This is a genomic window from Thauera sp. GDN1 (assembly GCF_029223545.1).
GTDB lineage: Bacteria > Pseudomonadota > Gammaproteobacteria > Burkholderiales > Rhodocyclaceae > Thauera.
Genome location: NZ_CP097870.1, coordinates 2666325 through 2686402, shown reverse-complemented (window position 1 = coordinate 2686402; position 20078 = coordinate 2666325). Strand labels below are relative to the sequence as shown.

The window sequence follows — 20078 nt, the reverse complement described above, 5'->3', positions numbered from 1 at the left end:
GATCAGGGACGCGCGGTCTGCAGGGCGGAATCCGGCGAACCGGCGCCATGCGACTTGCTGAAATCGGACGAATGGGTCTGGAGGTACTTGAGCACCACGCGGGCGGTGTCGTCATCCATGCTGGTGAAGCCGACCATGCCGCCGAACAGGCCCGGCCAGGTGTTGGCGTCGAAGTGCGCTTCCTCGGGCTGGCGGTGGCACACGCTGCAGCTGCCGCTGTAGCTGGCGCGGGCGATCGACCACACCGGTTCGACGCTGTCGAGCACGCTGCCCTTGCGCATCCACGCGGTGGCGGTGACCTGCTGCCATTCGAGACCGGTCATCGGGTCTTCCCTGGTGTCGAGCACCTTCACGAAGCTCGTGTCCTGGGCGACGTCCTTGTCGAAGGTGGCGCTGGTGATGTTGAGTCCGAAGTGGCTGTACCAGACGCGGCCGTAGCCCTTGTTCTTGCGCCACAGCGCCAGTTCCACGCGCTGCGCGTCGCCCTTGGTCTCGAGCACCTTGACCTGGGTGGCGACCTCGACCGAGCCGATGCGCTTGGTCAGGCCTTCGTCGGCGTACAGCTCCTGCGGCACCACCAGGAAGTAATCCTTGCCGGTATCCACGCTCTGCCCGGAGGCGGACGACACCAGGGTGTCGAAGGCCGGGTTGCGCGCGCCCTTCATCTCGGGCAGCTGGTGGGCAATGCCCTTGTGGCAATCGACGCAGCTCTGGTTGCGCTCGGCGGCCTTGCGCATCGCCACTTGCGAGGCCGGCCGCATCTTGTCGAAGTTCATGTCCTTGTAGTCATGACAGGCGCGGCATTCCTTCGAGCCGTTGGCCGAGAAACGGGCCCATTCGCGCTGCGCGAGCACGATGCGGTGCTCCTTGAACTTCTCGCGGGTGCCGATGGTGCCGACCAGATGGCCGAACACCTCACGACTGGCCTGCATCTTGCGGGCGATCTTGTCGGTGAAGTCGTGCGGCACGTGGCAGTCGGGGCAGCGGGCGCGCACGCCCGTGCGGTTGTTCCAGTGCACGGTCTTCTGCAGCTCGGGGAGAAGGTTGTCGTGCATCGTGTGGCAGCTGATGCAGAACTCTTCCTTGTTGGTGGCTTCCATGGCGGTGTTGAAGCCCTGCCAGGCGAGCACGCCGGCGATGAAGCCGCCGGTGACCAGCACGCCGAGGCCGATCCTGACCGATGGCTTGAGGAAGAGGTCCTTGAGGGACCGAAGTAACTTTTTCATGGTGTCGCTCCTGCGTTTTTTTTGATTCCCGGCCTGGCGGGGCTTCCGCGCAGCCTTGCTTCCTGGCTAAGAGGGTCAGGACGGGGGGCCGAAGAACAGGATCTGCAGGAACCACACGATGAAGCCGTAGGCCGCGATCGCCAGCGTCATCGTGACGGGCAGGCCGACGAAGGCGAGCAGCAGGAACCCGGGCCACTCGCTCTTGCGTCCGGGAGCCTCGGCTCCGGAGGGGGCGGAATGCCCGCTTGCTTGATTGTTCACGTCTCAATCTCCGTGTTGACAGACATGCCGAACAGGAAATGCGCATCGGGAGCTCCGCGCGCTACCGCCCAGGCGGCCGGACCAAGATCCGGCCCGGTATCAAAACCACGTCCCTATCATAGGTAAGGCTTGTTAACGCGCGCAGGACTTTTGTGAATGGGGGCGGTACGCGTGTTAATGGCATTAACACGGCGTGTGCCGAGCGCCGGCACGAACGGCTCGAGGTCGCCGTAGTCCTCGCGTCGAGGCTGAGATTTGTCCCCAACAGATGGGGACAGGGGTGTGAGCAGGCTTGTGGATAAGTGAGGCGAGCCCGCGTCGGGTCTGCTTTTGCGGCGCCTGCCTATAGATTAGGCAGGGCGCGGTTTCGCAAAATATCGCCGGTCGCCGGGGGGCGGTTCCGTCAGGCCGAGCTGCGTGTGTGCAGGCGGCGTGAAGTGCATCTCCGAGTTGCGTAATCGAAACTCACCGATCGGGAATGCAACTCGGTCCAGTGTCATTCGTTCTACGATGTGTCTTGCAGATTTCGTCTAAAACAGATACGGTAAATAGATCTTTCAGACTGCGTACAGGCGTACGGACTACTCCTCCCTGGTGCGGTAGGTGCGTCGCTGGCGGTCCTTGCTTGGGGCGTCGGGCAGATGATCTTCTGAGCCGATAGCAGGTTTCGAGCGTCCCGGGCCACATGCTTTACAGGCGAATCCTCCATGAACACCCTATCGATCCTGATGTCGGCTTTCGTGCTCTCGCTCGTCGGTCTAGGTTTCTTCATCTGGTCGCAGCGCAGCCGCCTGTTGAGCCGCAGGGCCGATGGCAGCGAGGTGATCTTCGCCCACGGCGAGATCGGTCATCCGGAAACATTGACGCCGAATCGTGCTTTGGAGGCTGGTGCCGGCACGGTCGACAGCCAGGAACTGCTCGATCGTGCCGCGGCGGATGCCTCGACCGCCCCGGTGGTGTTCTTCTTCTACTGTTGTGCCTTCGTCTGGCTGCTCGTGGCCTCGGCGGCGGGGCTCACCGCCTCGATCAAGCTCCATGCGCCCGACTGGCTGGTTTCGGAGGCCTGGCTCAGCTTCGGCCGCATCCGCACCCTGCACCTCAACGCCGTGGCCTATGGCTGGGCACCGATGGCCGGTCTCGGCACGGCGCTGTTCATCATTCCACGCCTCCTCAAGACCGAGCTCGTCGGCGGCCGCTACGCGGTGCTCGGCGGGGCGATGTGGAACGCGGCGCTGGTGGCCGGGCTGGGCAGCCTCGCCTATGGCGTCAGCGACGGCATGGAGTGGCTCGAGATCCCGTGGCAGATCGACATCCTGTTCGTCGCGGGCGGCGCCCTCGTGGGCCTGCCGCTGATCCTCACCCTGCTCAGGCGCAAGGTCGCCCATCTCTACGTATCGGTCTGGTACATGGGGTGCGCGCTGTTCTGGTTTCCGGTGCTGTTCTTCGTCGCCAATTTCCCCGGCCTCCACCGTGGCGTGGAGGCGGCGACGATGAACTGGTGGTTCGGCCACAACGTCCTCGGACTGTTCTACACGCCGCTCGCGCTGGCCTCGATCTACTACTTCCTGCCCAAGCTGATCGGCCGGCCGATTCAGTCCTACAACCTGTCGCTGGTGGGCTTCTGGGGGCTCGCCTTCTTCTACGGCCAGGTCGGCGGGCACCATCTCGTCGGCGGCCCGGTTCCTGCCTGGCTGGTCACCCTGTCGATCGTGCAGAGCATGATGATGATCCTGCCGGTCGTCGCCTTCACGGTGAACCAGCATCTGACGCTCAAGGGCCACGTCTCCGCGCTGCGCCATTCGCCAACCCTGCAGTTCATCTGCCTGGGCGGACTGATGTACGTGGCGAGCTCGGTGCAGGGCTCCTTCGAGGCGCTGCGAAGCGTCAACGTCATCACCCACTTCACCCACTACACGGTGGCCCACGCCCATCTCGGCCTCTACGGCTTCGTCACGATGGTCTTCTTCGGCGCCATCTATTTCGTCGTGCCACGCGTCACCGGCCGCGACTGGCCCTGGCCGCGGCTCATCAGCCTGCATTTCTGGCTGGCCGCGATCGGCATCGCGATCTATTTCGTGTCCCTGACCATCGGCGGCTGGCTTCAGGGCAGTGCGATGCTCGACGAGAGCCGCGGGTTCATGGAGTCGGTGCAGATCACGCTGCCCTACCTGCAGGGCCGCAGCGTGGGCGGTGCGCTGATGGCGCTCAGCCATGTGGTGTTCGCCGCGCACTTCGTCCGTCTGCTGATCGGCGGCGAGCGCCGCCCGGCGCAATCGTCCGCCTACCTTTCCGCACCGGGAGCGATCTGATGCACAGCGAAACGCGCTTGATCCTCGGCGGCCTGACCACGCTGGCGGTCGCCACGGCCGCCCTGGTCGTGCTGCCCTACGTGACGGTCCGCGACACGCCGCCGGTCGAAGGCCTCAAGCCCTACACCTCGGCCGAACGGCGTGGGCGCACGGAATACATTCAGCATGGATGCATGTATTGCCACTCTCAGCAGCCGCGCGCCCAGGCGTTCGCGCCCGATGCCAAACGCGCCTGGGGGCGGGCCACGGTGGCCGGCGACTATGCCTATGACGACCCGCCCTTGCTCGGCACGATGCGCACCGGCCCGGACCTGATGAACATCGGCGTTCGCCAGCCGAGCGAACAGTGGCATCTGGGTCATCTCTACCAGCCGCGCGCCTATGCGCCGGGCAGCATCATGCCCGCCTATCCCTTCCTGTTCGAGGTTCGCGACAAGGCCGAGGAGGGCGAGACCGTGGTGACCCTGCCGCCCGACTTCGCCCCGGCGGGCAAGGTCGTCGTCGCACGTCCGGAGGCGCTCGATCTGGTGAGCTACCTGAAGTCGCTCGACCGCAGTTATCCGGTCGTCGATCCGGCAAGCGTGAACTGAGCGGAAGAGGACGCAAATGAACAAGCCCGAAATCCTGTCGCAGCAGCGCCGCGAGAACCCCGACCCGGAAGAGGGCCGCACGCCCATCCCCTGGCTCGTCCTCGCGCTCGCGGTGGCGCTTGCCGCGTTCGGTGTCGATTACATCGCCCATTCGAACCTCAACACGCCGGCGACCTGGGGCGACGGCCGCAGCGCGGCCGAGCTCGCGGGCGACAAGCCGGCAGCCGGCGCCAAGGTGGATGGCGGCGCCATCTACAACTCGATGTGCGCCGCCTGCCACCAGGCCACCGGGCTGGGGCTGCCGGGCGTGTTCCCGCCCCTGGCCGGTTCGGAATGGGTGCTCGGCAAACCCGACACGCTCGCCGCCATCCTGCTGCACGGCGTCAGTGGCCCGATCGAGGTCAAGGGCACGGTCTACCAGGGCGCGATGCCCGGGTTCGGCAGCTCGCTGGGAGATGCCGAGATCGCCGCGGTGCTCACCCACATCCGTAGCACCTGGGGCAACGCTGCTGCGGCGATCGACGCCGAGGTCGTGGCCGCGGCGCGGGCCCGCCTCGCGGACCGCAAGCAACCCTTCTCCGGTGGCGAGGAACTCGCCACGCTTCCCTGAACTGACATGACCGCCAACAGCCCGCCCACCCCCTCCGTCACGCGCACATCGGCCGCCTTGACGCGTGACGATCTCCACCGCCTGGTGCATGCCTTCTACGCCGACGTGCGCCGCGACCCCTTGCTGGCCCCGGTGTTCGATGCGGCCATCGGCGAGCACTGGGACACCCATCTCGGACGCATGGTCGAGTTCTGGTCGACGATGATGCTCGACACGCGCACCTTCTCCGGCAGCGTGTACACGACCCACATGCAGCTCAAGGGCGTCGAACCGGAGCACTTCGCACGCTGGATGACGCTGTGGTACCGCCACACTGCGGCCGGGTTCGAGACCACCGCGCGCGCGCGGCTGCGCGAGATCGCCGGGATGATCGGGCGCAGCCTGTTCCTCGGCTTCTTCAGCCGCCCGGCGAAGTTCGTCGCCGATGAAGAGGGACGCGTCATCGTGGAGCGGGGATAGTGCCGGGCGTCCGCGGCAGCGCTGGCGGAGCGCGCGCCCGCGCGCTGGTGGCAACCCTGCTCGCCGCCCTGGGGCTGCTGGTGGGCTTCGTCGCCCTGGTTGGCCAGCTCACCCGCGGCTTCGAATACTGGACCTTCGAGGCGCTGCGTCGCGACGACGCGGCGGGCGCCCGTCTGCTTGCCCGCCCGGTCCGGCTTTCAGGTCCACATGGACCGGCGCCGACGCCCTGGCCGGGACAAGTGGGCGAGGTCTTCCTGGTCGACTTCATCTATACCCGCTGCCCGACCGTATGCAGCGCACTCGGCGCCGAATACACCCGCATGCAGCGCGCACTGCGCGAGCGTTTCGGCGCCGAAAGCCCGATCCGTCTCGTATCGATCGCCTTCGACCGTGCGCACGACTCGCCCGCCGCCTTGCGGGACTACGGCATCACCCACCGGCAGGAACCCGACCTGTGGCAGATCGGCACCCCGATCGATGCGGCGGCGCAGGAGGCGCTGCTGCGCTCCCTCGGCGTGGTCGCGGTGCCGGACGGGATGGGGGGCTTCGTGCATAACGGGGCGATCCACCTGATCGACGCGAGCGGCACCGTGAGGGGCATCTACGATCTCGAGCGGTGGCCGCAGGCGCTCGAGCGGGCGATGGCGCTCGCTGGCGCAGCACACCCATGAATACCAGGGGCCGACGGGCACTGACACGGCTGCTGGCGGCGCTGCCGCTCCTGCTGCTGCTGGCGCCCCTTCGCCAGCTGCTCGAAGGCAGCATGGCGCTGCACATGCTGGTGGAGCTGCCGCTGCTTCTGGCCAGCGGCTGGGCCGCCGGCGCCGTGCTCGCCCACCACCGCCTGCCCGCAGGGCTGCCACGCCTCATCGACGCCAGCGGCGTGCTGGGGCTCGCGTTCGCGAGCTGCGTGGGCGCGCTGTGGATGATCCCCGCGATGCTCGATCTCAGTCTTCTCGACACCGGTGTGCAGTGGGCAAAGTACGGCGCCTGGTGGCTCTCCGGTGTGCTGCTGCGCGCGAGCTGGCGACGAAGCGAACCCGAGATCGCCGCCTTCTTCATCGGCAACATGGCCTGGATGCTGGCCACCGCCGGGCTGTTGTACCAGGACGAAGGACAGCGCCTGTGCGTGAGCTACCTCGTCGATGAACAGGCCATCACCGGGAAGGGGCTGATCGTCCTGGCGCTCGTGCTTGCCGGCCTGGCGCTGCACCGGGTCGTCGCCACGCCGGCGAATCAGCCGGGTGAACGTTTGGCACCCGGTCTGGAAGCGCGCACGAGCGGAATGACCCGCCGCTGAGTGTCTTCGATCCCGAGCAGCGAGGCCGCCACGCTCGGCGCCGCGACCGCGTCGCGCAGCGTCATTCTGTCGAGTTCGAGCATGAAGGCATCAAGCGCGCGGCGCAGCCCGCGGGTGAGGTTGCAGGCCGGCGAGATCGCGCAGCAATCCTCCTTGCCGACCTCGAGGCACTCGACCAGCGAAAAATCGCCTTCGGCGATCCGCACCACCATGCCGATCGAGATCGCGGCGGGGTCGCGCGCCAGGCGCACGCCGCCACTGCGCCCGCGGACGGTCTCGAGCAGGCCGGCCGTGCCCATCTGATGCACGATCTTCATCAGGTGGCTGCGCGAGATGTCGTACGCGGTCGCGATCTCATCGATCGTGGTGAGCGCGCCGCTCTCATGGCGCAGGCTCAGGTACATCAGCACGCGCAGGGTGTAGTCGGTATAGACCGTGAGTTTCATCGATCTTGCGGGTCGGGGAGGCGTCGAGGCAGAGCATAAGCGCCTGCCCCGGGGCTGGCAATCGACTCGCCCAGGCCTGGCCGCGCGATGGCGGTGCGCCGATGGCTCGCGGCTCCGTCAGTTCTGACGATGCCGGTCCCCGGTCACCGATTGCTTGCCGGCAAGTCCGTCCTGATCGCCGCCGCCGGAGCCAGCATCGGCTCTGATTTGTGCCGATCCCGACCCAAAGGGCCGGGGTGTTGCTCTACGGACTTATAGAGCCTGATGTAGAGCGCAGAACGGGAAAAATAAAAAGTCTTTGAAAGTAAATGGTTTTTTCGTATTCATTGGCGGAGAGGGCGGGAGTGGAACCCACGTTGGGATATTATCCAGAACACGCTTTTCAAGCGTAGAAAGCGATAAGAATTTTAAAATAAAACAAGACTCTGTTAATTTGATATCGCTTGGTGGGACACTTAAAAACAGGATGTATCCATGGTAACGATCAGGGCGCGCCGAGCCGCACCGCCACTTCGGCGAGCGGATGTCCCTGGTCAGTCACCTGCTTGACCGCTTCGATCTTGAACTTTTCGGTGAAGCGTTGTTGCGCCTGTTTCGTTTCCATCAACACCTCCATGAAGCCTTATTGTGAGGAAACAGGGTGTCCAGGAAACCTGGGGCGATTCAGACGGTGGGCGACTGCGACGATCACGAATGTCGCCTTGAGGCGCGCATTACCCTGTCCGTGATGACACCACTACGAGGAGCGTTCACGGCTCAGGCGATTTCTGGCGAACGTGCAGAAGCAGACTGGCATCGTCTATTCAGATGACAATCCGTGCTTCCGCCTTAATCCCCGTGGACGATGTCCGCGCCCGAGAGGGGGCGCGATGATGAGCTCAGGTTCGGCGAGCTCCGCCGAAGGCTATGACGAATCGGAGAAAAAAATGGATTATGCGGACAAGGTGGTGTTCGTCACGGGCGCAGCCCAGGGAATGGGCAAGGCAATCTGCCAGCGCTTTGCGGCGTTGGGGGCGAAGGTCGTCGCAGCGGACATCAAGGCCGAAGCGGCAGCCGAAACCGTCGCCGACCTCGGCGATCGTGGGCATGCCGTTGCGTGCAACGTTGCCGATGCGGAGGCGGTCCGGAAGGCCTTTGCGGATGTCGAGACACGTTTCGGGCGCGTGGATGTTGTCATCAATGCCGCGGGGATCGGTGCCGTGGACAGTTTTCCGGACGTTCCCGATGACAACTGGAACAGGGTGATCGGCGTCAATCTGACCGGGACCTTCCTTTGCTGTCGAGAGGGTGTGCGTTTGATGCAGAAGCATGGCGTCAAGGGTGCGATCATCAACATTTCGAGCACGGGGGCCGTCACGGGCGAGGGGCCGGTCCATTACATCGCGACCAAAGCTGGCGTTATGGGGTTGACACGCAGCATCGCGCGCGAAGTGGCTGCGAGTGGGATCCGTGTCAACACTATCGTTCCTGGTGCGACCAACACGGCAATGCTTGCAGGCATCCCCGATGAATGGATGCAGGCGATGATCAAGACGATCCCGCTCGGGCGTGTTGGCGAGCCCGATGACATCGCGCGGGTCGCTACCTTCCTCGCAAGCGAGGATGCTGTCTACATAACCGGCCAGAACCTGGCGGTGAATGGCGGCATGGCCTTCATCTGAAAATGGGGTGCGCGCTGTAGCAGGAAATGGAGCTGCTTCAGGTGCGCATCGATCGGCTCGAACTCATCGCCCAGATCGGCCAGTTCGTTGTAAATCGAGTGCTTTCGCTGGAAATGCGCGATCTCGATGCACAGTCGCTCCGTTCGCGCCTGACATCCTTGCACTCAATTAGAAGCTTGGGCGCCCATCTCCGGTCTGGGCGACGACACGCTGTTACACCACTTCCCGGGACACCGCCCATTATTGCGGCAGGTCAAAGACGATCGCCGCGACTCGGGGGTACAGTCCAATCCTTTGCATCTTGCGGCTGAATGCTTGTTTGCCCAGCCGCAACTTGGTTCTGCCCGTTGCATGCGAAAAGGATGTGACCGAGAGGAAGCCCGTAAGCGTGGATATCTTTGGAAGCGACTTCGAAGACCTGTTCCTGAAATCCGGCCTGACGCTGGCTGAATACGACCGGCTTGTGCGAATGGTCTACGAGGGCACAGCTGACCCGACGCCATGGAGCGGGTTCCTCGAAGTGCTGCGTGAGAGGCTGGACGCCAACTACGTGACCATGATCCTGCGCCCGCCGTCGCCCGAACACCCCTGGCAGGTGGTTTTCGCCGGTGAGGCAAAGCCGGAGATCGCAGAGACCTACAACAGCTTCTTCTACGCGGTCGATCCCTTCGTCAATCTGCCGGTGGGACGGGTAATGACGGTCGAGGAAGTGGTGAATGAAGAGGAGTGGCTGCGCAGCGCAATCTATCAGGAGTTCCTGTCGCCGCTGGCGGTCCGTTACTACCTGGGCGCTGACCTGGGGGATGGGGGCGACCCCTGTTGCCGATTCCGCGTCAGCCGTGCACAGCGCAGCCAGAACTTCGGTGATGCCGAGCGTGCGACCTGTCAGATCCTGCTACCGCACATTCGCTGCGCTGTCAGGCTGCGTAATCAGATCGATGTGACCGAGGCGGAGCGCCAACTGTACGCCGGGACGCTCGAACGGCTCGCCGTGGGGGCGGTGATCCTGGACAAGTGCGGCAAGATCCTGCGCAGCAATGATGCGGCGACGGAGATCCTGCGTCAGCGAGATGGCCTGAGCGTCATCAACGGGCGCCTGCATGCCGCGTTCGGTGGCGAGAACAGAGAACTGCAGGGCATGATCGAGCATGCAGTCAGTGGCGAGACGTCTCCGCGGCCTCATCTTGTCTCGGGCATGTCTCTGACGCGACCGTCGGGGCGCCCCAACCTGGGGGTCGTGATCAAGGCTGCGCCAATGACCGAGTGGTCCGACTCTGCTGAAAGCCCGGCCGTGGTGGTGATCATCCGCGATGTGGAGCAGAAGTCGCAGGCATCCCAGAGCGTGCTGCAGCGGCTCTACGGACTGACTCCCGCCGAGTCCACCCTCGCCCTCAAGCTGCTCGGAGGGATGACCGTGGACGAGGCTTCCGAACAGCTGAGCATCAGCCGGAACACCGCGCGATGCCAGCTGCGCGCGATCTTTGCGAAGACGGGAGTGACGCGGCAGACCGAGCTGGTACGCCTGCTGCTCAGCGGGGTCGCGCCGCTGGCCTGAGAAAGGCTCTGGCAAGCGCCGGGCCGAGTTCAGCGGCGGCCGCTTGCCAGATTCTCGATGCTCATGCTGCGCGGATGCGTGCCATCAGTGCCTGCGCGATCTCGGCGGGCGAGCCCGTGATGAACTCGCAGTTGCCCTGGACCTGAGGCACGACTTGGCGCTGCAGTTCGATCTGCGGCGTCAACGCGGCGGCATCGATGCCGAGGCTGTCGATCGGGACGATTTCCGCATTCATCTTGCGCGCTGCCATCTTCGCCTTGGCCGTGGGAAAGCGCGGGGCACCGAGTTCGTTGCTGACCGTGACCACGGCCGGCAGATTAGCTCGCACGACCTCGTCGCCTTCTGGGGTCGCGCGCGTGACGGTCAGCAGGCCGTCGGCGAAGCTGACGTCCTTGGCGAGCGTCGTGACCGCATGCCGAAGGGTTTCGGCGAGGGCGAGCGGGACCACGCCCTGATCGTCATCGGAGGCCTGGCGACCGCAGAGCACGAGGTCGGCCCCGCCATTGCTGCGGATCCAGGCTGCCAGCACCCTCGCGACGCCAGTGGTGTCCAGGGCGGTGGCGCCCGGGTCTATGGCGACGATCTCGTCGGCACCCAGTGCTGCGCATTGCTTTAGCATCGCCGTCGCATCGCTGCCGATGGTGAGCGCCACGATGCGGCAATCCACGCCTGCGTCGCGCAGCCGCAAGGCTGCCTCGAGCGCCTGCTCGTCATAGCCGTTGATGAGCCGCGGGATGGCGGCGACGTCCGGGTGACGGCCGTCGGCGCTCATCTTGAGGCCGCCTGAAAGGGCGTAGTTGTTGACCGCGGCAGGGTCCAGCACTTCCTTCACGCAAACCACGATTCGCATCATTTACTCCGTTCTGCAAAGTTGTTCGATCGTCCGCCCCGGGTTGGAGACCGGATAAAGGCTTTCCGCGTCGCACCAGACCGCGTCATGGACGAAGCCGTCGGGCTTGCGCGTGAGCGAGCCGAGCAGGTACCAGCGCCATGGATACGGGCCGTAATCGCGGTAGTGTCCGGTCAGGCGGCCGGTGAAGGACTGCCGCCCGGCGAAGTGGGTGCCCTCGATCGGGCGGCCACCGTCGCATTCGGCCTCCAGGTCGTGTACAGCCGGCTCGTATCCGGCGCGGAAGGACGATTCAGGCAGAGAAGCGGTCGAAGACATCGAGTGCCTCCTCGACGATGTCGGAAAGAATCTGGCGTGCCGGCTTCATTTCCTTGACGTAGTGGATACCCTGGCCGGCCGCCTCGGTCATCAGGTCCTTGCGCTGATAGTCCAGCGAGCCCTGGATGTAGTTGGACGACAGGATCATCTGCAGCGGCGGCTTGAGCACGGCGGGTGCGGCGTCGCTCATCCATTCGTCGTGCCATGGGCAGCGCGTCGTGCGCATGGTGTAGCCCGAGATGCAGTTCGAGTACATGGTGTCCTCGGTTTCGGCTTCGAGCAGGCGCTCCTTGAGCGGCATGTTGACGTCCGATTCGCGCGAGGTCAGCCACAGCGAACCCGTCCACACGCCGTCGGCGCCGAGCGCGAGCGCCGCGGCCAGGTGGCGGCCGGTGGTGACGCCACCGGCCGCGATCACCGGGACACCGGTACCGCGCGCCGCGTCCACGACCTGCGGCACGATGGAGAAGGTGCCGATGTTGCCGGTGTGGCCTGCTGCGTCGTAGCCCTGGGCGATGATGACGTCGGTGCCCGCCTCGATCTGGCGCTTGGCCTGCCGGGGCTTGCCGACCAGGCCCCACACCTGCATGCCAAGCTCGTGAGCGCGCTTGAGCAGGAAGGCGGGTGAGCCCAGGCCGGAGGCGAACACCGGCACCCGCTCGTCGAAGATGACCTCGAGCTGGTCGAGCGCACGCTTCTGATCCAGGCCTCCCCAATGGTGAATGTCCGGCGCCACCTTGGGATCTGGGACGTTGTACTTGCGCTTGATCTGTTGCTCGAAATCACGTTGTTCCTGCGGAATCATCGCCAGAAGTTCGTCGACGGTCTTTTCCTCGGGCACCGAGGAGGGCAGGACGAGGTCGATGCCGAAAGGCTTGCCGCCGATGCGTTCGCGGATCCACTTGATGTCTGCCGCGATCTGGTCCGGGGTGTGCAGGGCCTCGCCCAGCACGGCGAAACCACCGGCGTTGATCACCGCGACGGCGACGTCCTTGCAATGGGTGAAGGCGACGACTGGGTATTCGATGCCGAGCTTGTCGCAGAGTTGAGTGTGAAGGGGACTGTCCATGGGTCATTGCCTCCGGGTGCGGTTTCGATACATGTGGCGCAGCGGATGTCGTGCGCCCGTCTTGTCGAGTCGATTCTAAGCAGCCGCTTCGTGCCCGCTCCGGGCTCGCGATATCGAATGTGGCCGCTCCTGTTTCATTGCATGACGCAGCGCGCGCATTCAGCCGAGGGCGCCCCGCTGGCGCAGTTCTGCGACCCGTGCGGCGTCGTAGCCGAGAACCTCGTTCAGCACGGCGGCGGTATGCTCGCCGACGGTCGGCGCCCGTTCGGGGTCGGCTTCCGGCTCGCCGATGAACTTGACCGGGAAGCCGAGCATGTCGGCGCCGTGCCGTTCGTGCGGCAGGACGCGGAAGCGGTCCTTGAACTGGGGGTCGTCCACGATGTTTGCCGGCGTATTGACGGGGGCGATCGGTGTGTTGAACGCCACGCCGAAATCAAGCCATTCCCGGGTCGTGCGCGAGCGGAAGATGTCACGCAGGATGGCCTGAAGCTCGCGATTGCCACGCGCGTGGTCGGCGTATTTCGAGCCCGGCCATTTCTCGAAAAGATCGATGCGGCCGACGCCGGCGCAGAAGTTCTTCCAGAATGCCTGCTCGGATGCCATGAACAGCACATGGCCGTCGGCGCTGTCATAGAGCTGATAGCGGACGCCTTCCTTCATGCCCGCAGTGGCGACCGGGCGGCGCACGTAGTTGTCGGCCTTGTTGCCGGTCACCACGTTCTCGGGGCGCGCATAGGCCATGTGGCTCTCGCTGCGATACCAGTCGAATGCGGCAGCCGCGTCGCTCTGCGCGAGTTCCATGAAGCAGCCTTGGCCGGTTTCGCGCGCGCGGATCACGCCCGCGAGTACGGCGAGCCCGCCGAACAGCGGCGCGGCGTTGATGCCGATGCCGACATGCTCGGGTATGTAGCAGAAGCCTTCCTCGTCGTAGGCCGGCTTCACGACCCCGCTCCAGGTGTCGTAGGCGATTCCGTGCGAGGGCATGTCCTTGTAGGGGCCGGTCATGCCGTAGCCCGACACGGTGCAGAACACGATCTTCGGGTTGATCTGGCGCAGATCCTCGTAGCCGAGTCCGTAGCGGGCCAGCGCGCCGGGCTTGGAAGCCTCGATGACGACGTCGGCGCCGCGCACCAGTTCGCGATAGACCTCGCGGGCGGCTTCGTGCTTGAGGTCGAGCGTGATGCTCTTCTTGCCGCGGTTGAGGTGGTAGTGCATCAGCGAAATCCCCTCGATGATCGGCCACGTCATTTCGCGGATGTAGTCGCCGGAGGGTGATTCGACCTTGATCACGTCGGCGCCCAGGTCGGCGAGGGCGGTGGTGATCGCGGCCGGGCCGAGGATGGAGCTCTCGATCACGCGAAGGCTGGAAAGGGGAGGAGGTGTCTTCATGCTCATCTCTCGTGCTCGTTTGCGGAATTGGGTGAGGCCGGCCGCGGCATTGCGGTCAATCGCGTGCGACATGGCTGGCCCGAGGCGGGGGGCGGAAGACCCTGCCACGCAGCCAAGATAAGAAAAAACCGCAGGGGCCGGGATGGCCGCAAAGTTCTGATTCGGCCTATTCGGGCGCAATTCAGGTCAGTGCCCATGGGAGGCGTTGCTGCGCACGCTTTGCATCGCACAGAATCGGCTCATCGACAGCGACGGCTGGATTTTTCGTTCCAGGCGGATGTCCGGCAGGTTCGCTGTCTTACCAACCCTGGATCGTTCGAGGAGCTGAAATGGCTACGTTGAAAGCGGGTTCGCGACTGAAGAGTGCGGTATGCGATACCGAGGTGATGGTGGTTCGGGCCGCTGCGGACGATGTCCGCCTCGAATGCGGTGGCGCCGGAATGCTTGCGATGGCTGCCGAGAAACCGGCAGGGGCGACGCTGGATGCGGCGCTCGCCCAGGGGACGCTGGTGGGCAAGCGCTATACCGATGCGGCAGAGCGCTTCGAGTTCCTGTGCACCAAGGGCGGCAAGGGCGGCCTGTCGATCGACGGTGAGGCGCTCGTGGTCAAGCAGGCGAAGGCCCTGCCGTCGTCGGACTGAACCGATGAACGTGCTGATGACGCTGGAGATGGCGGCGGAATGCCATCCGGAACGGGTCGCGGTGACCTGTGCTGAGCGCTCGATACGCTACGGCGAGATGCTCGACGCCGCGCGTCGTGCGGGGGCGAAGATTCGTGCGAGCGGTTGCCGTTACGTCGGTTTCCTGGACATCAACAGCATTGCCGCGCCGGTGGCCCTGTATGCGGCGGCCTGCGCAGGGCTGCCATACGTGCCGATGAATTACCGGCTGACGAAGCCGGAGATCCAGGCGCTGCTGGCGCGGATCGCCCCCGCCTGGCTGATTGCCGATCCGGCCCTGCTGGAAGACGTGGAGATCCCGGAGGGTTTCACCGTCGTCGACCGCGAGACCTTCCTTCGCGACGCGCTCGATGCGAACGTGCAGGCGGACGATCCAGTTCCTGCGGAGCCGGACGCGGTCGCGGTGCAGTTGTTCACCAGCGGGACGACGGGGGCGCCCAAGGCGGCTGTCCTGCGCCACGAGAACCTGATGAGCTACATCCTCGGCACCGTGGAGTTCGGCGCGGCGCAGGATGACGATGCCACGCTGGTCGCGGTGCCTCCCTATCACATCGCCGGTATCTCGGCGGTCTTGAGTTCCACGTACGCCTGCCGGCGCATGGTGCAGTTGCCGAATTTCGATGGCAAGGCCTGGCTCGACACCTGTCAGCGGGAGAAGGTGACGAACGCCTTCGTCGTCCCGACGATGCTTGCCCGCGTGATCGAGTACGTCGACACCGCTGGCGTGGATGCTGCGCTGCCGGTGCTTCGCGCGCTCGCCTATGGGGGAGGCAAGATGCCTGCACCGGTGATCGAGCGTGCCATGCAGCTCTGGCCCAAAGTCGATTTCACCAACGCCTATGGTCTCACCGAGACCAGTTCCACCATCGCGCTGCTCGACCCCGAAGGTCACCGCGACGGCTTCTTCAGCGTCGATCCGGAGGTGCGCAAGCGCCTGCACTCCGTGGGGCGCCCGATCGATACGGTCGAGATCGAGATCCGCGATGGCGATGGCAAATCCTTGCCGGCGGGTGAGGTGGGCGACGTATTCGTGCGTGGCGGGCAGGTGTCCGGCGAATACCTGGGCATCGGCAGTCTGCTCGATGCGGACGGCTGGTTCCCGACCCGGGACCGTGGCTATGTCGACAGATACGGCTTTCTCTATCTCGACGGCAGGGCCGACGACGTGATCGTACGCGGTGGCGAGAACATCTCTCCCGGAGAGATCGAGGACGTGCTGCGCCAGCATCCGGCGATCGCCGATGTCGCGGTGGTGGCGGTTCCCGATACGGAATGGGGCGAGACCGTCGGGGCGGCGGTGGTCATGAACGGCGATGCGAAGGTCAGCGAGACCGAACTGCGCGACTGGGTGCGAGCGCGCCTGCGCTCCTCGCGCGTGCCCGCCGTGATCAGCTTCCGTCAGCAGCTGCCCTACAACGAGATGGGCAAGATCCTGCGCAGGGTGCTGCGCGACGAGCTTTCCATCGCGACCTGATCGCTTGCGCGCACATGGATGCCGGACTTGCAGTGCCCTCCAGCTCGATCGCGGGGGCGCTGCTGTCCGGTCGCAGCTTCGCCCTCGCGGGGGAGGGGTATGAGACCCGTTACGCGGCGCATCTGCTCGCGGCGCTCGGTGCCGGCACATGCATCGAACCGGGGCCGGCGGACCTGCATCCGGCGCTGGCCTGGGCGCGCAGTGGGCTGATGTGGCTCACCGGCGCGCCGCGACAGCCTGGAAGGATGCTGCCTTCCCCAGTGGGCGCATGCGCGAACGGTGTGCTGAAGGCGCTTGCGGCGCTGGGGGCGCAACTGCCGCCGGCGTGGCGCCAGGCGGACATCATGCTCGCCCACCGTGCCGCGCTGCTTGGCCTGCGCCGCCAGGGGCGCCGCTCTCCCGGTGGAAGCTGCAGGCTGCTGCAGGCCGCGAATGGCATGCTCGCCGTCAATCTCGCGCGCGCGGAAGACTGGGAGCTTGTGCCTGCATGGATGGGGGGGCGCGAGATCGCCGACTGGGCGCAGCTTGCCTCGGCCGTCGCCGCGCAGACGGTGGAGACGGCGCTCGAGGGCGCGCGGCTGCTCGGCCTGCCGGTCGCCGCCGCGGATGTGCCGCTACGGGACGGCATCCCATGGTGTCGTGTGCAGCCTGTCGGGGTGCGCTCGGACCGTGCACGGCGCCGGCGCGCTCCCCGGGTGGTCGACCTGTCCTCGCTCTGGGCGGGGCCGCTCTGTGCGCAGATCCTGCGCCAGCTGGGTGCCAGCGTGATCAAGGTCGAGAGCACGCGTCGCCCCGATGGCGCCCGCGCCGGCAACGCGGACTTCTTCGACTTGCTCAACGCCGGCAAGACCTGTGTGGCGATCGATTTTTCGTCCGCCGGCGGCGTGGCCCGACTGCGCCGCCTGATCGAGACGGCCGACATCGTCATCGAGGCCTCCCGGCCACGCGCACTGCGCCAGCTCGGCATCGATGCCGAGGGGATGGTCGCCGACAATCCCGGCCTGAGCTGGATCAGCATCACTGGCCATGGTCGTGAGGAACCCGGCGCCGCCTGGGTCGCCTTCGGTGACGACGCTGGTGTGGGCGGCGGATTGTCGTCGGTGCTTGCGCGTGCCACCGGGGAGTGGGTCTTCTGCGGGGATGCGATCGCCGACCCGCTGACCGGCCTGCATGCGGCGCTGGCCGCCTGGTGCGCGCATGCCGTGGGGGGAGGGAGCCTGGTTTCGCTCGCCATGCGTGACGTCGTCGAATGCTGTGCGGCCTGGGAGCAGACGCCCGGCGACGACGCGCTCGATGCACGCATGCGGCACTGGCAGGGCTTGGCGGTCGCGGGCGGGCTGCTCGACTGCAGGCCGCAGCGTCCCATCCTGGCCGGCCCTGCGCGCGCGCACGGCGCTGACAACCCAGCCCTGGACGAGCTGCTCGCATGCTGATCGTCAACGCGAACACGCCGGAGCACGCACACGTCGCGCTCCGCACCGACGGCGAGCACATCGTGGCACTTGCCCCGGACCTTGCCCCCGAGCCGGGCGAGATCGTGTTCGATGCCGCAGGGGGCGCGGTGCTGCCCGGCGTGCATGACCACCACCTGCACCTGCTCGCCTACGCCGCAGCCATCGGCTCGGTGCCTTGCGGGCCACCGCAGGTCGATTGCGCGCAGGCGCTCGCCGGGGCGCTTGCCGAGCGGGCCGCAGGTTCGGAGGGCTGGATCCGTGGCATCGGCTATCACGAATCGGTGGCGGGTGACATCGATCGATACTGGCTGGACCGTGTCCTGCCCGGGCGACCGGTCCGTATCCAGCACCGCAGCGGCCAGCTATGGATCTTCAACTCGCTGGGCCTGCAGCGCCTCGGTGTGGATGAGGCGGGCGGCGGCGACCCGTTCGAGCGCGTCGACGGCGTGCCGACCGGGCGCCTGTACGGCGCCGATCCATGGGTTCGGGAGCGGCTCGGCGCGTCGATGCCGGCGCTGGGGGAAGCGAGCCGGCGACTTGCCCGCCTGGGCATCACGGGCGTAACCGATGCGAGCCCTGGAAATGGCCTGGCCGAGTTTCGCCATTTCGCGGCGGAGCGCGCGGCAGGGCGCTTGCAGCAGAGCGTGTTGATGATGGGCAGTGAAGCGCTCGCTCCGGCCTGGACAGTGCCCGGCCTGTCCGTCGGCGCGACGAAGATCCATCTGCGCGAAGCGGCATTGCCGCCCTTCGACGTCCTGTGCGACCGGATCGAGCGCAGCCACCATGCGGGCCGGTCGGTCGCCGTGCATTGCGTGACGCTCGTCGAGCTCATGCTTGCGGTGACCGCGCTGCAGGCGGCGGGCGTGCGGGCTGGAGACCGTCTGGAGCACGCGGCGCAGGCCAGCATGGAGGCGGTCGATCTGGTCAGGGAGGCGGGCCTGCGCGTGGTCACCCAGCCGAACTTCGTCTTCGAGCGTGGTGATGCCTATCTCGCCTCGCTGCCGGCAGATGAGATGGAAGGGCTCTACCGTGCCGGGAGCTTCGTTGCTGCCGGTGTCGCCGTGGGCGCAGGGTCCGACGCCCCGTATGGAGACCCGGACCCGTGGCGGGCGATTGCGGCGGCACTGGACAGGCGGACGCGTGCGGGGCGCGTGCTCGGCGCGGCCGAACGGCTCGCGCCGGCCACCGTGCTCGATCTCTACTGTTCTGATCCGCTGCGCCCCGGCGGCGCCCGCCGCAGGCTGGAGGCCGGAGGCGTCGCGGACCTGTGTGTGCTGGACCGTCCGCTTGTACAGCTATTTGCGGATGCCGCCGCGGTCGATGTCCGATTGACGGTCGCGCGCGGTCGCATCATCCATTCTGCGTAGCACGCGCCTAGCGGGCCGCAGCCGGCGTGATCTCGTCGATCAGCCCCCAGTCGAGTGCGGTGGCCGCATTGATGCGACGCGCCGAGAGCGCCAGGTACGCCGTGCGCTGCCGGCCGATCCGGCGCGGGATGCTGACGCAGCCGCCTGCGCCGGGAATGAGGCCGAAGCGAATCTCGGGGAGCTGGAAGAAGCTGCCCGGGCTGGCGCTCAGGTGGCGGGCGAAGGCGGGCAACTCGATGCCCGAGCCGATGCAGGCGCCGTGCACGTGAAACCGGGTCGCCGCTGTGCTGCGCAGCAGGGTGGCCGCCGGCAGGCGCAGGCTGCGAACTGCGTGGGCGGTGGCCGGGTCGGCGGCGGTGCCGAACTCCTCGAGCGCCCCACCGGTGCAGAAGCAGGCGCCAAGGCCGCTCACCTCGATCTGCCTGATGCCGTCGTCGATGACCGAAAGCTCGAATGCTTCGACCAGCGCATCGCGCATCTCGATGCTCATTGCGTTGCGGCTGGATGGACGGTTCAGCCGGATTTCCAGCGTGCCGTTGCGGCGTTCGATGAGGAGCGGTGGGCCGTCGTCGGCCGGGATCCGCTGCGGTTCGGGCGGGTTGGCCGCGGACCAGCGGCGAAAGTCCGCGCCGGACTGCAGGGTGGAGTAGGCGAGCGATTCGACCGTGAGTGCCTGTGTGGCGGGCATCTTCTCGGTCGCACGCAGGACCTGCACGAGCGTCATCGCCGCGACGGGCGCCTGGTGGATGTTGTCCAGCAGTGTGCTCAAGCCCTTGTCGTCATCGAGGACGAGATCGCACGCTGCGCCGAGGTCCTGGCGAGCGGCTGGCGAACCACCTACCCCGATGACCGGGCCAGCCTGCGCTGCAAGCCATTGCCTCAGGCGTGGCTGCAGTCCGGCCGTTTCAGCGCTGCAGGCGTCGCTCAGATCGACGAGCAGGCAGGAGGGGGAGTTCAGTGGTGAAATTGCGCTCGCGTAGGCGGACGCGAGGGCAAGCTCCGCGAGTCTTCCTGCGGTGAGAGAAGCACAGCCTGAGGTCGAAGGCATCGAACCCGCTCC

General features: G+C 66.2%; 20 protein-coding genes and 1 pseudogene. 12 read left to right on the top strand and 9 right to left on the bottom strand.

All coding sequences use genetic code 11. The annotated features are described in order from the left end of the window. Positions 1 to 2: 2 nt before the first annotated feature. Both torC and CKCBHOJB_RS12305 read right to left on the bottom strand, forming a co-directional pair. On the bottom strand, positions 3 to 1226 hold the full coding sequence (torC, locus tag CKCBHOJB_RS12310) for a pentaheme c-type cytochrome TorC (protein ID WP_281048964.1): 1224 nt from the start codon (positions 1224 to 1226) through the stop codon (positions 3 to 5). Positions 1227 to 1301: 75 nt separating this feature from the next. Then, positions 1302 to 1487, bottom strand: a complete 186-nt coding sequence (locus CKCBHOJB_RS12305; RefSeq protein ID WP_281048963.1) for a hypothetical protein — start codon at positions 1485 to 1487, stop codon at positions 1302 to 1304. A 707-nt stretch (positions 1488 to 2194) separates the two neighbouring features. Between CKCBHOJB_RS12305 and CKCBHOJB_RS12300 the strand changes: the two genes are divergently transcribed. The 6 genes from CKCBHOJB_RS12300 to CKCBHOJB_RS12275 are packed head-to-tail and all read left to right on the top strand — an operon-like array spanning position 2195 to position 6755. Next, entirely contained in the window at positions 2195 to 3796 is a 1602-nt protein-coding gene (locus CKCBHOJB_RS12300; protein WP_281048962.1) for a cbb3-type cytochrome c oxidase subunit I, read from the top strand. Next, positions 3796 to 4386: a cbb3-type cytochrome c oxidase subunit II gene (locus tag CKCBHOJB_RS12295; RefSeq protein WP_281048961.1), complete on the top strand. Its 591-nt coding sequence runs from the start codon at positions 3796 to 3798 to the stop codon at positions 4384 to 4386. The genes CKCBHOJB_RS12300 and CKCBHOJB_RS12295 overlap by 1 nt, the downstream gene beginning before the upstream one ends. Before the next feature lie 16 nt (positions 4387 to 4402). Beyond that, a complete protein-coding gene (locus CKCBHOJB_RS12290; protein ID WP_281048817.1) occupies positions 4403 to 4996 on the top strand; it encodes a cytochrome c in 594 nt (197 codons plus the stop codon). Between the two features lie 6 nt (positions 4997 to 5002). After that, a complete protein-coding gene (locus tag CKCBHOJB_RS12285; RefSeq protein WP_281048816.1) occupies positions 5003 to 5455 on the top strand; it encodes a group III truncated hemoglobin in 453 nt (150 codons plus the stop codon). Beyond that, complete coding sequence (locus CKCBHOJB_RS12280) at positions 5455 to 6126, top strand: SCO family protein (protein ID WP_281048815.1); 672 nt, start codon at positions 5455 to 5457, stop codon at positions 6124 to 6126. Before CKCBHOJB_RS12285 ends, CKCBHOJB_RS12280 begins: the two co-directional genes overlap by 1 nt. Continuing rightward, a complete protein-coding gene (locus CKCBHOJB_RS12275) occupies positions 6123 to 6755 on the top strand; it encodes a hypothetical protein (RefSeq protein WP_281048960.1) in 633 nt (210 codons plus the stop codon). Before CKCBHOJB_RS12280 ends, CKCBHOJB_RS12275 begins: the two co-directional genes overlap by 4 nt. Here the strand turns inward: CKCBHOJB_RS12275 and CKCBHOJB_RS12270 are convergent. Together CKCBHOJB_RS12270 and CKCBHOJB_RS12265 are read right to left on the bottom strand one after the other, a co-directional pair. Beyond that, positions 6692 to 7201 (bottom strand): Rrf2 family transcriptional regulator, encoded by a 510-nt coding sequence (locus CKCBHOJB_RS12270; RefSeq protein WP_281048959.1) that lies wholly within the window; start codon positions 7199 to 7201, stop codon positions 6692 to 6694. The genes CKCBHOJB_RS12275 and CKCBHOJB_RS12270 overlap by 64 nt on opposite strands. A gap of 493 nt (positions 7202 to 7694) precedes the next feature. Next, positions 7695 to 7805 (bottom strand): annotated as a pseudogene (locus CKCBHOJB_RS12265) (transposase); the annotation flags it as partial. Between the two features lie 265 nt (positions 7806 to 8070). Between CKCBHOJB_RS12265 and CKCBHOJB_RS12260 the strand changes: the two are divergent. Further along, a complete protein-coding gene (locus CKCBHOJB_RS12260) occupies positions 8071 to 8862 on the top strand; it encodes a glucose 1-dehydrogenase (RefSeq protein WP_281048958.1) in 792 nt (263 codons plus the stop codon). A 388-nt stretch (positions 8863 to 9250) separates the two neighbouring features. Continuing rightward, entirely contained in the window at positions 9251 to 10417 is a 1167-nt protein-coding gene (locus tag CKCBHOJB_RS12255) for a helix-turn-helix transcriptional regulator (RefSeq protein WP_281048957.1), read from the top strand. Between the two features lie 61 nt (positions 10418 to 10478). On the opposite strand, the gene CKCBHOJB_RS12250 is transcribed toward CKCBHOJB_RS12255, so the two are convergent. The 4 genes from CKCBHOJB_RS12250 to CKCBHOJB_RS12235 all read right to left on the bottom strand — a co-directional run bounded on the left by CKCBHOJB_RS12250 (position 10479) and on the right by CKCBHOJB_RS12235 (position 14043). Next, the gene (locus tag CKCBHOJB_RS12250) at positions 10479 to 11270 is read right to left on the bottom strand and encodes an electron transfer flavoprotein subunit beta/FixA family protein (RefSeq protein WP_281048956.1); all 792 of its coding nucleotides are present in this window, start codon (positions 11268 to 11270) and stop codon (positions 10479 to 10481) included. Further along, positions 11271 to 11585 (bottom strand): hypothetical protein, encoded by a 315-nt coding sequence (locus CKCBHOJB_RS12245; protein WP_281048955.1) that lies wholly within the window; start codon positions 11583 to 11585, stop codon positions 11271 to 11273. Beyond that, positions 11560 to 12654: a nitronate monooxygenase gene (locus CKCBHOJB_RS12240; RefSeq protein WP_281048953.1), complete on the bottom strand. Its 1095-nt coding sequence runs from the start codon at positions 12652 to 12654 to the stop codon at positions 11560 to 11562. Before CKCBHOJB_RS12240 ends, CKCBHOJB_RS12245 begins: the two co-directional genes overlap by 26 nt. Before the next feature lie 159 nt (positions 12655 to 12813). Next, entirely contained in the window at positions 12814 to 14043 is a 1230-nt protein-coding gene (locus CKCBHOJB_RS12235) for a CoA transferase (protein ID WP_281048952.1), read from the bottom strand. Positions 14044 to 14372: 329 nt separating this feature from the next. Here CKCBHOJB_RS12235 and CKCBHOJB_RS12230 point away from each other — a divergent pair, with 329 nt between their 5' ends. Genes CKCBHOJB_RS12230 through CKCBHOJB_RS12215 form a run of 4 tightly spaced genes read left to right on the top strand, consistent with a single transcriptional unit; the run spans position 14373 to position 19018 of the window. Beyond that, positions 14373 to 14684 carry a hypothetical protein gene (locus CKCBHOJB_RS12230; protein ID WP_281048951.1) on the top strand — a complete coding sequence of 104 codons (312 nt, stop codon included), beginning with the start codon at positions 14373 to 14375 and terminating at the stop codon, positions 14682 to 14684. 4 nt (positions 14685 to 14688) lie between these two features. Then, positions 14689 to 16197: a class I adenylate-forming enzyme family protein gene (locus CKCBHOJB_RS12225; protein ID WP_281048950.1), complete on the top strand. Its 1509-nt coding sequence runs from the start codon at positions 14689 to 14691 to the stop codon at positions 16195 to 16197. Positions 16198 to 16211: 14 nt separating this feature from the next. Then, complete coding sequence (locus CKCBHOJB_RS12220) at positions 16212 to 17630, top strand: CoA transferase (protein ID WP_281048949.1); 1419 nt, start codon at positions 16212 to 16214, stop codon at positions 17628 to 17630. Then, complete coding sequence (locus CKCBHOJB_RS12215; protein WP_281048948.1) at positions 17624 to 19018, top strand: amidohydrolase family protein; 1395 nt, start codon at positions 17624 to 17626, stop codon at positions 19016 to 19018. The genes CKCBHOJB_RS12220 and CKCBHOJB_RS12215 overlap by 7 nt, the downstream gene beginning before the upstream one ends. A gap of 7 nt (positions 19019 to 19025) precedes the next feature. Here the strand turns inward: CKCBHOJB_RS12215 and CKCBHOJB_RS12210 are convergent, their stop codons facing one another. Next, positions 19026 to 20066, bottom strand: coding sequence for an enoyl-CoA hydratase/isomerase family protein (locus CKCBHOJB_RS12210; RefSeq protein WP_281048947.1), 1041 nt, complete (start codon positions 20064 to 20066; stop codon positions 19026 to 19028). Between the last annotated feature and the right edge of the window lie 12 nt (positions 20067 to 20078).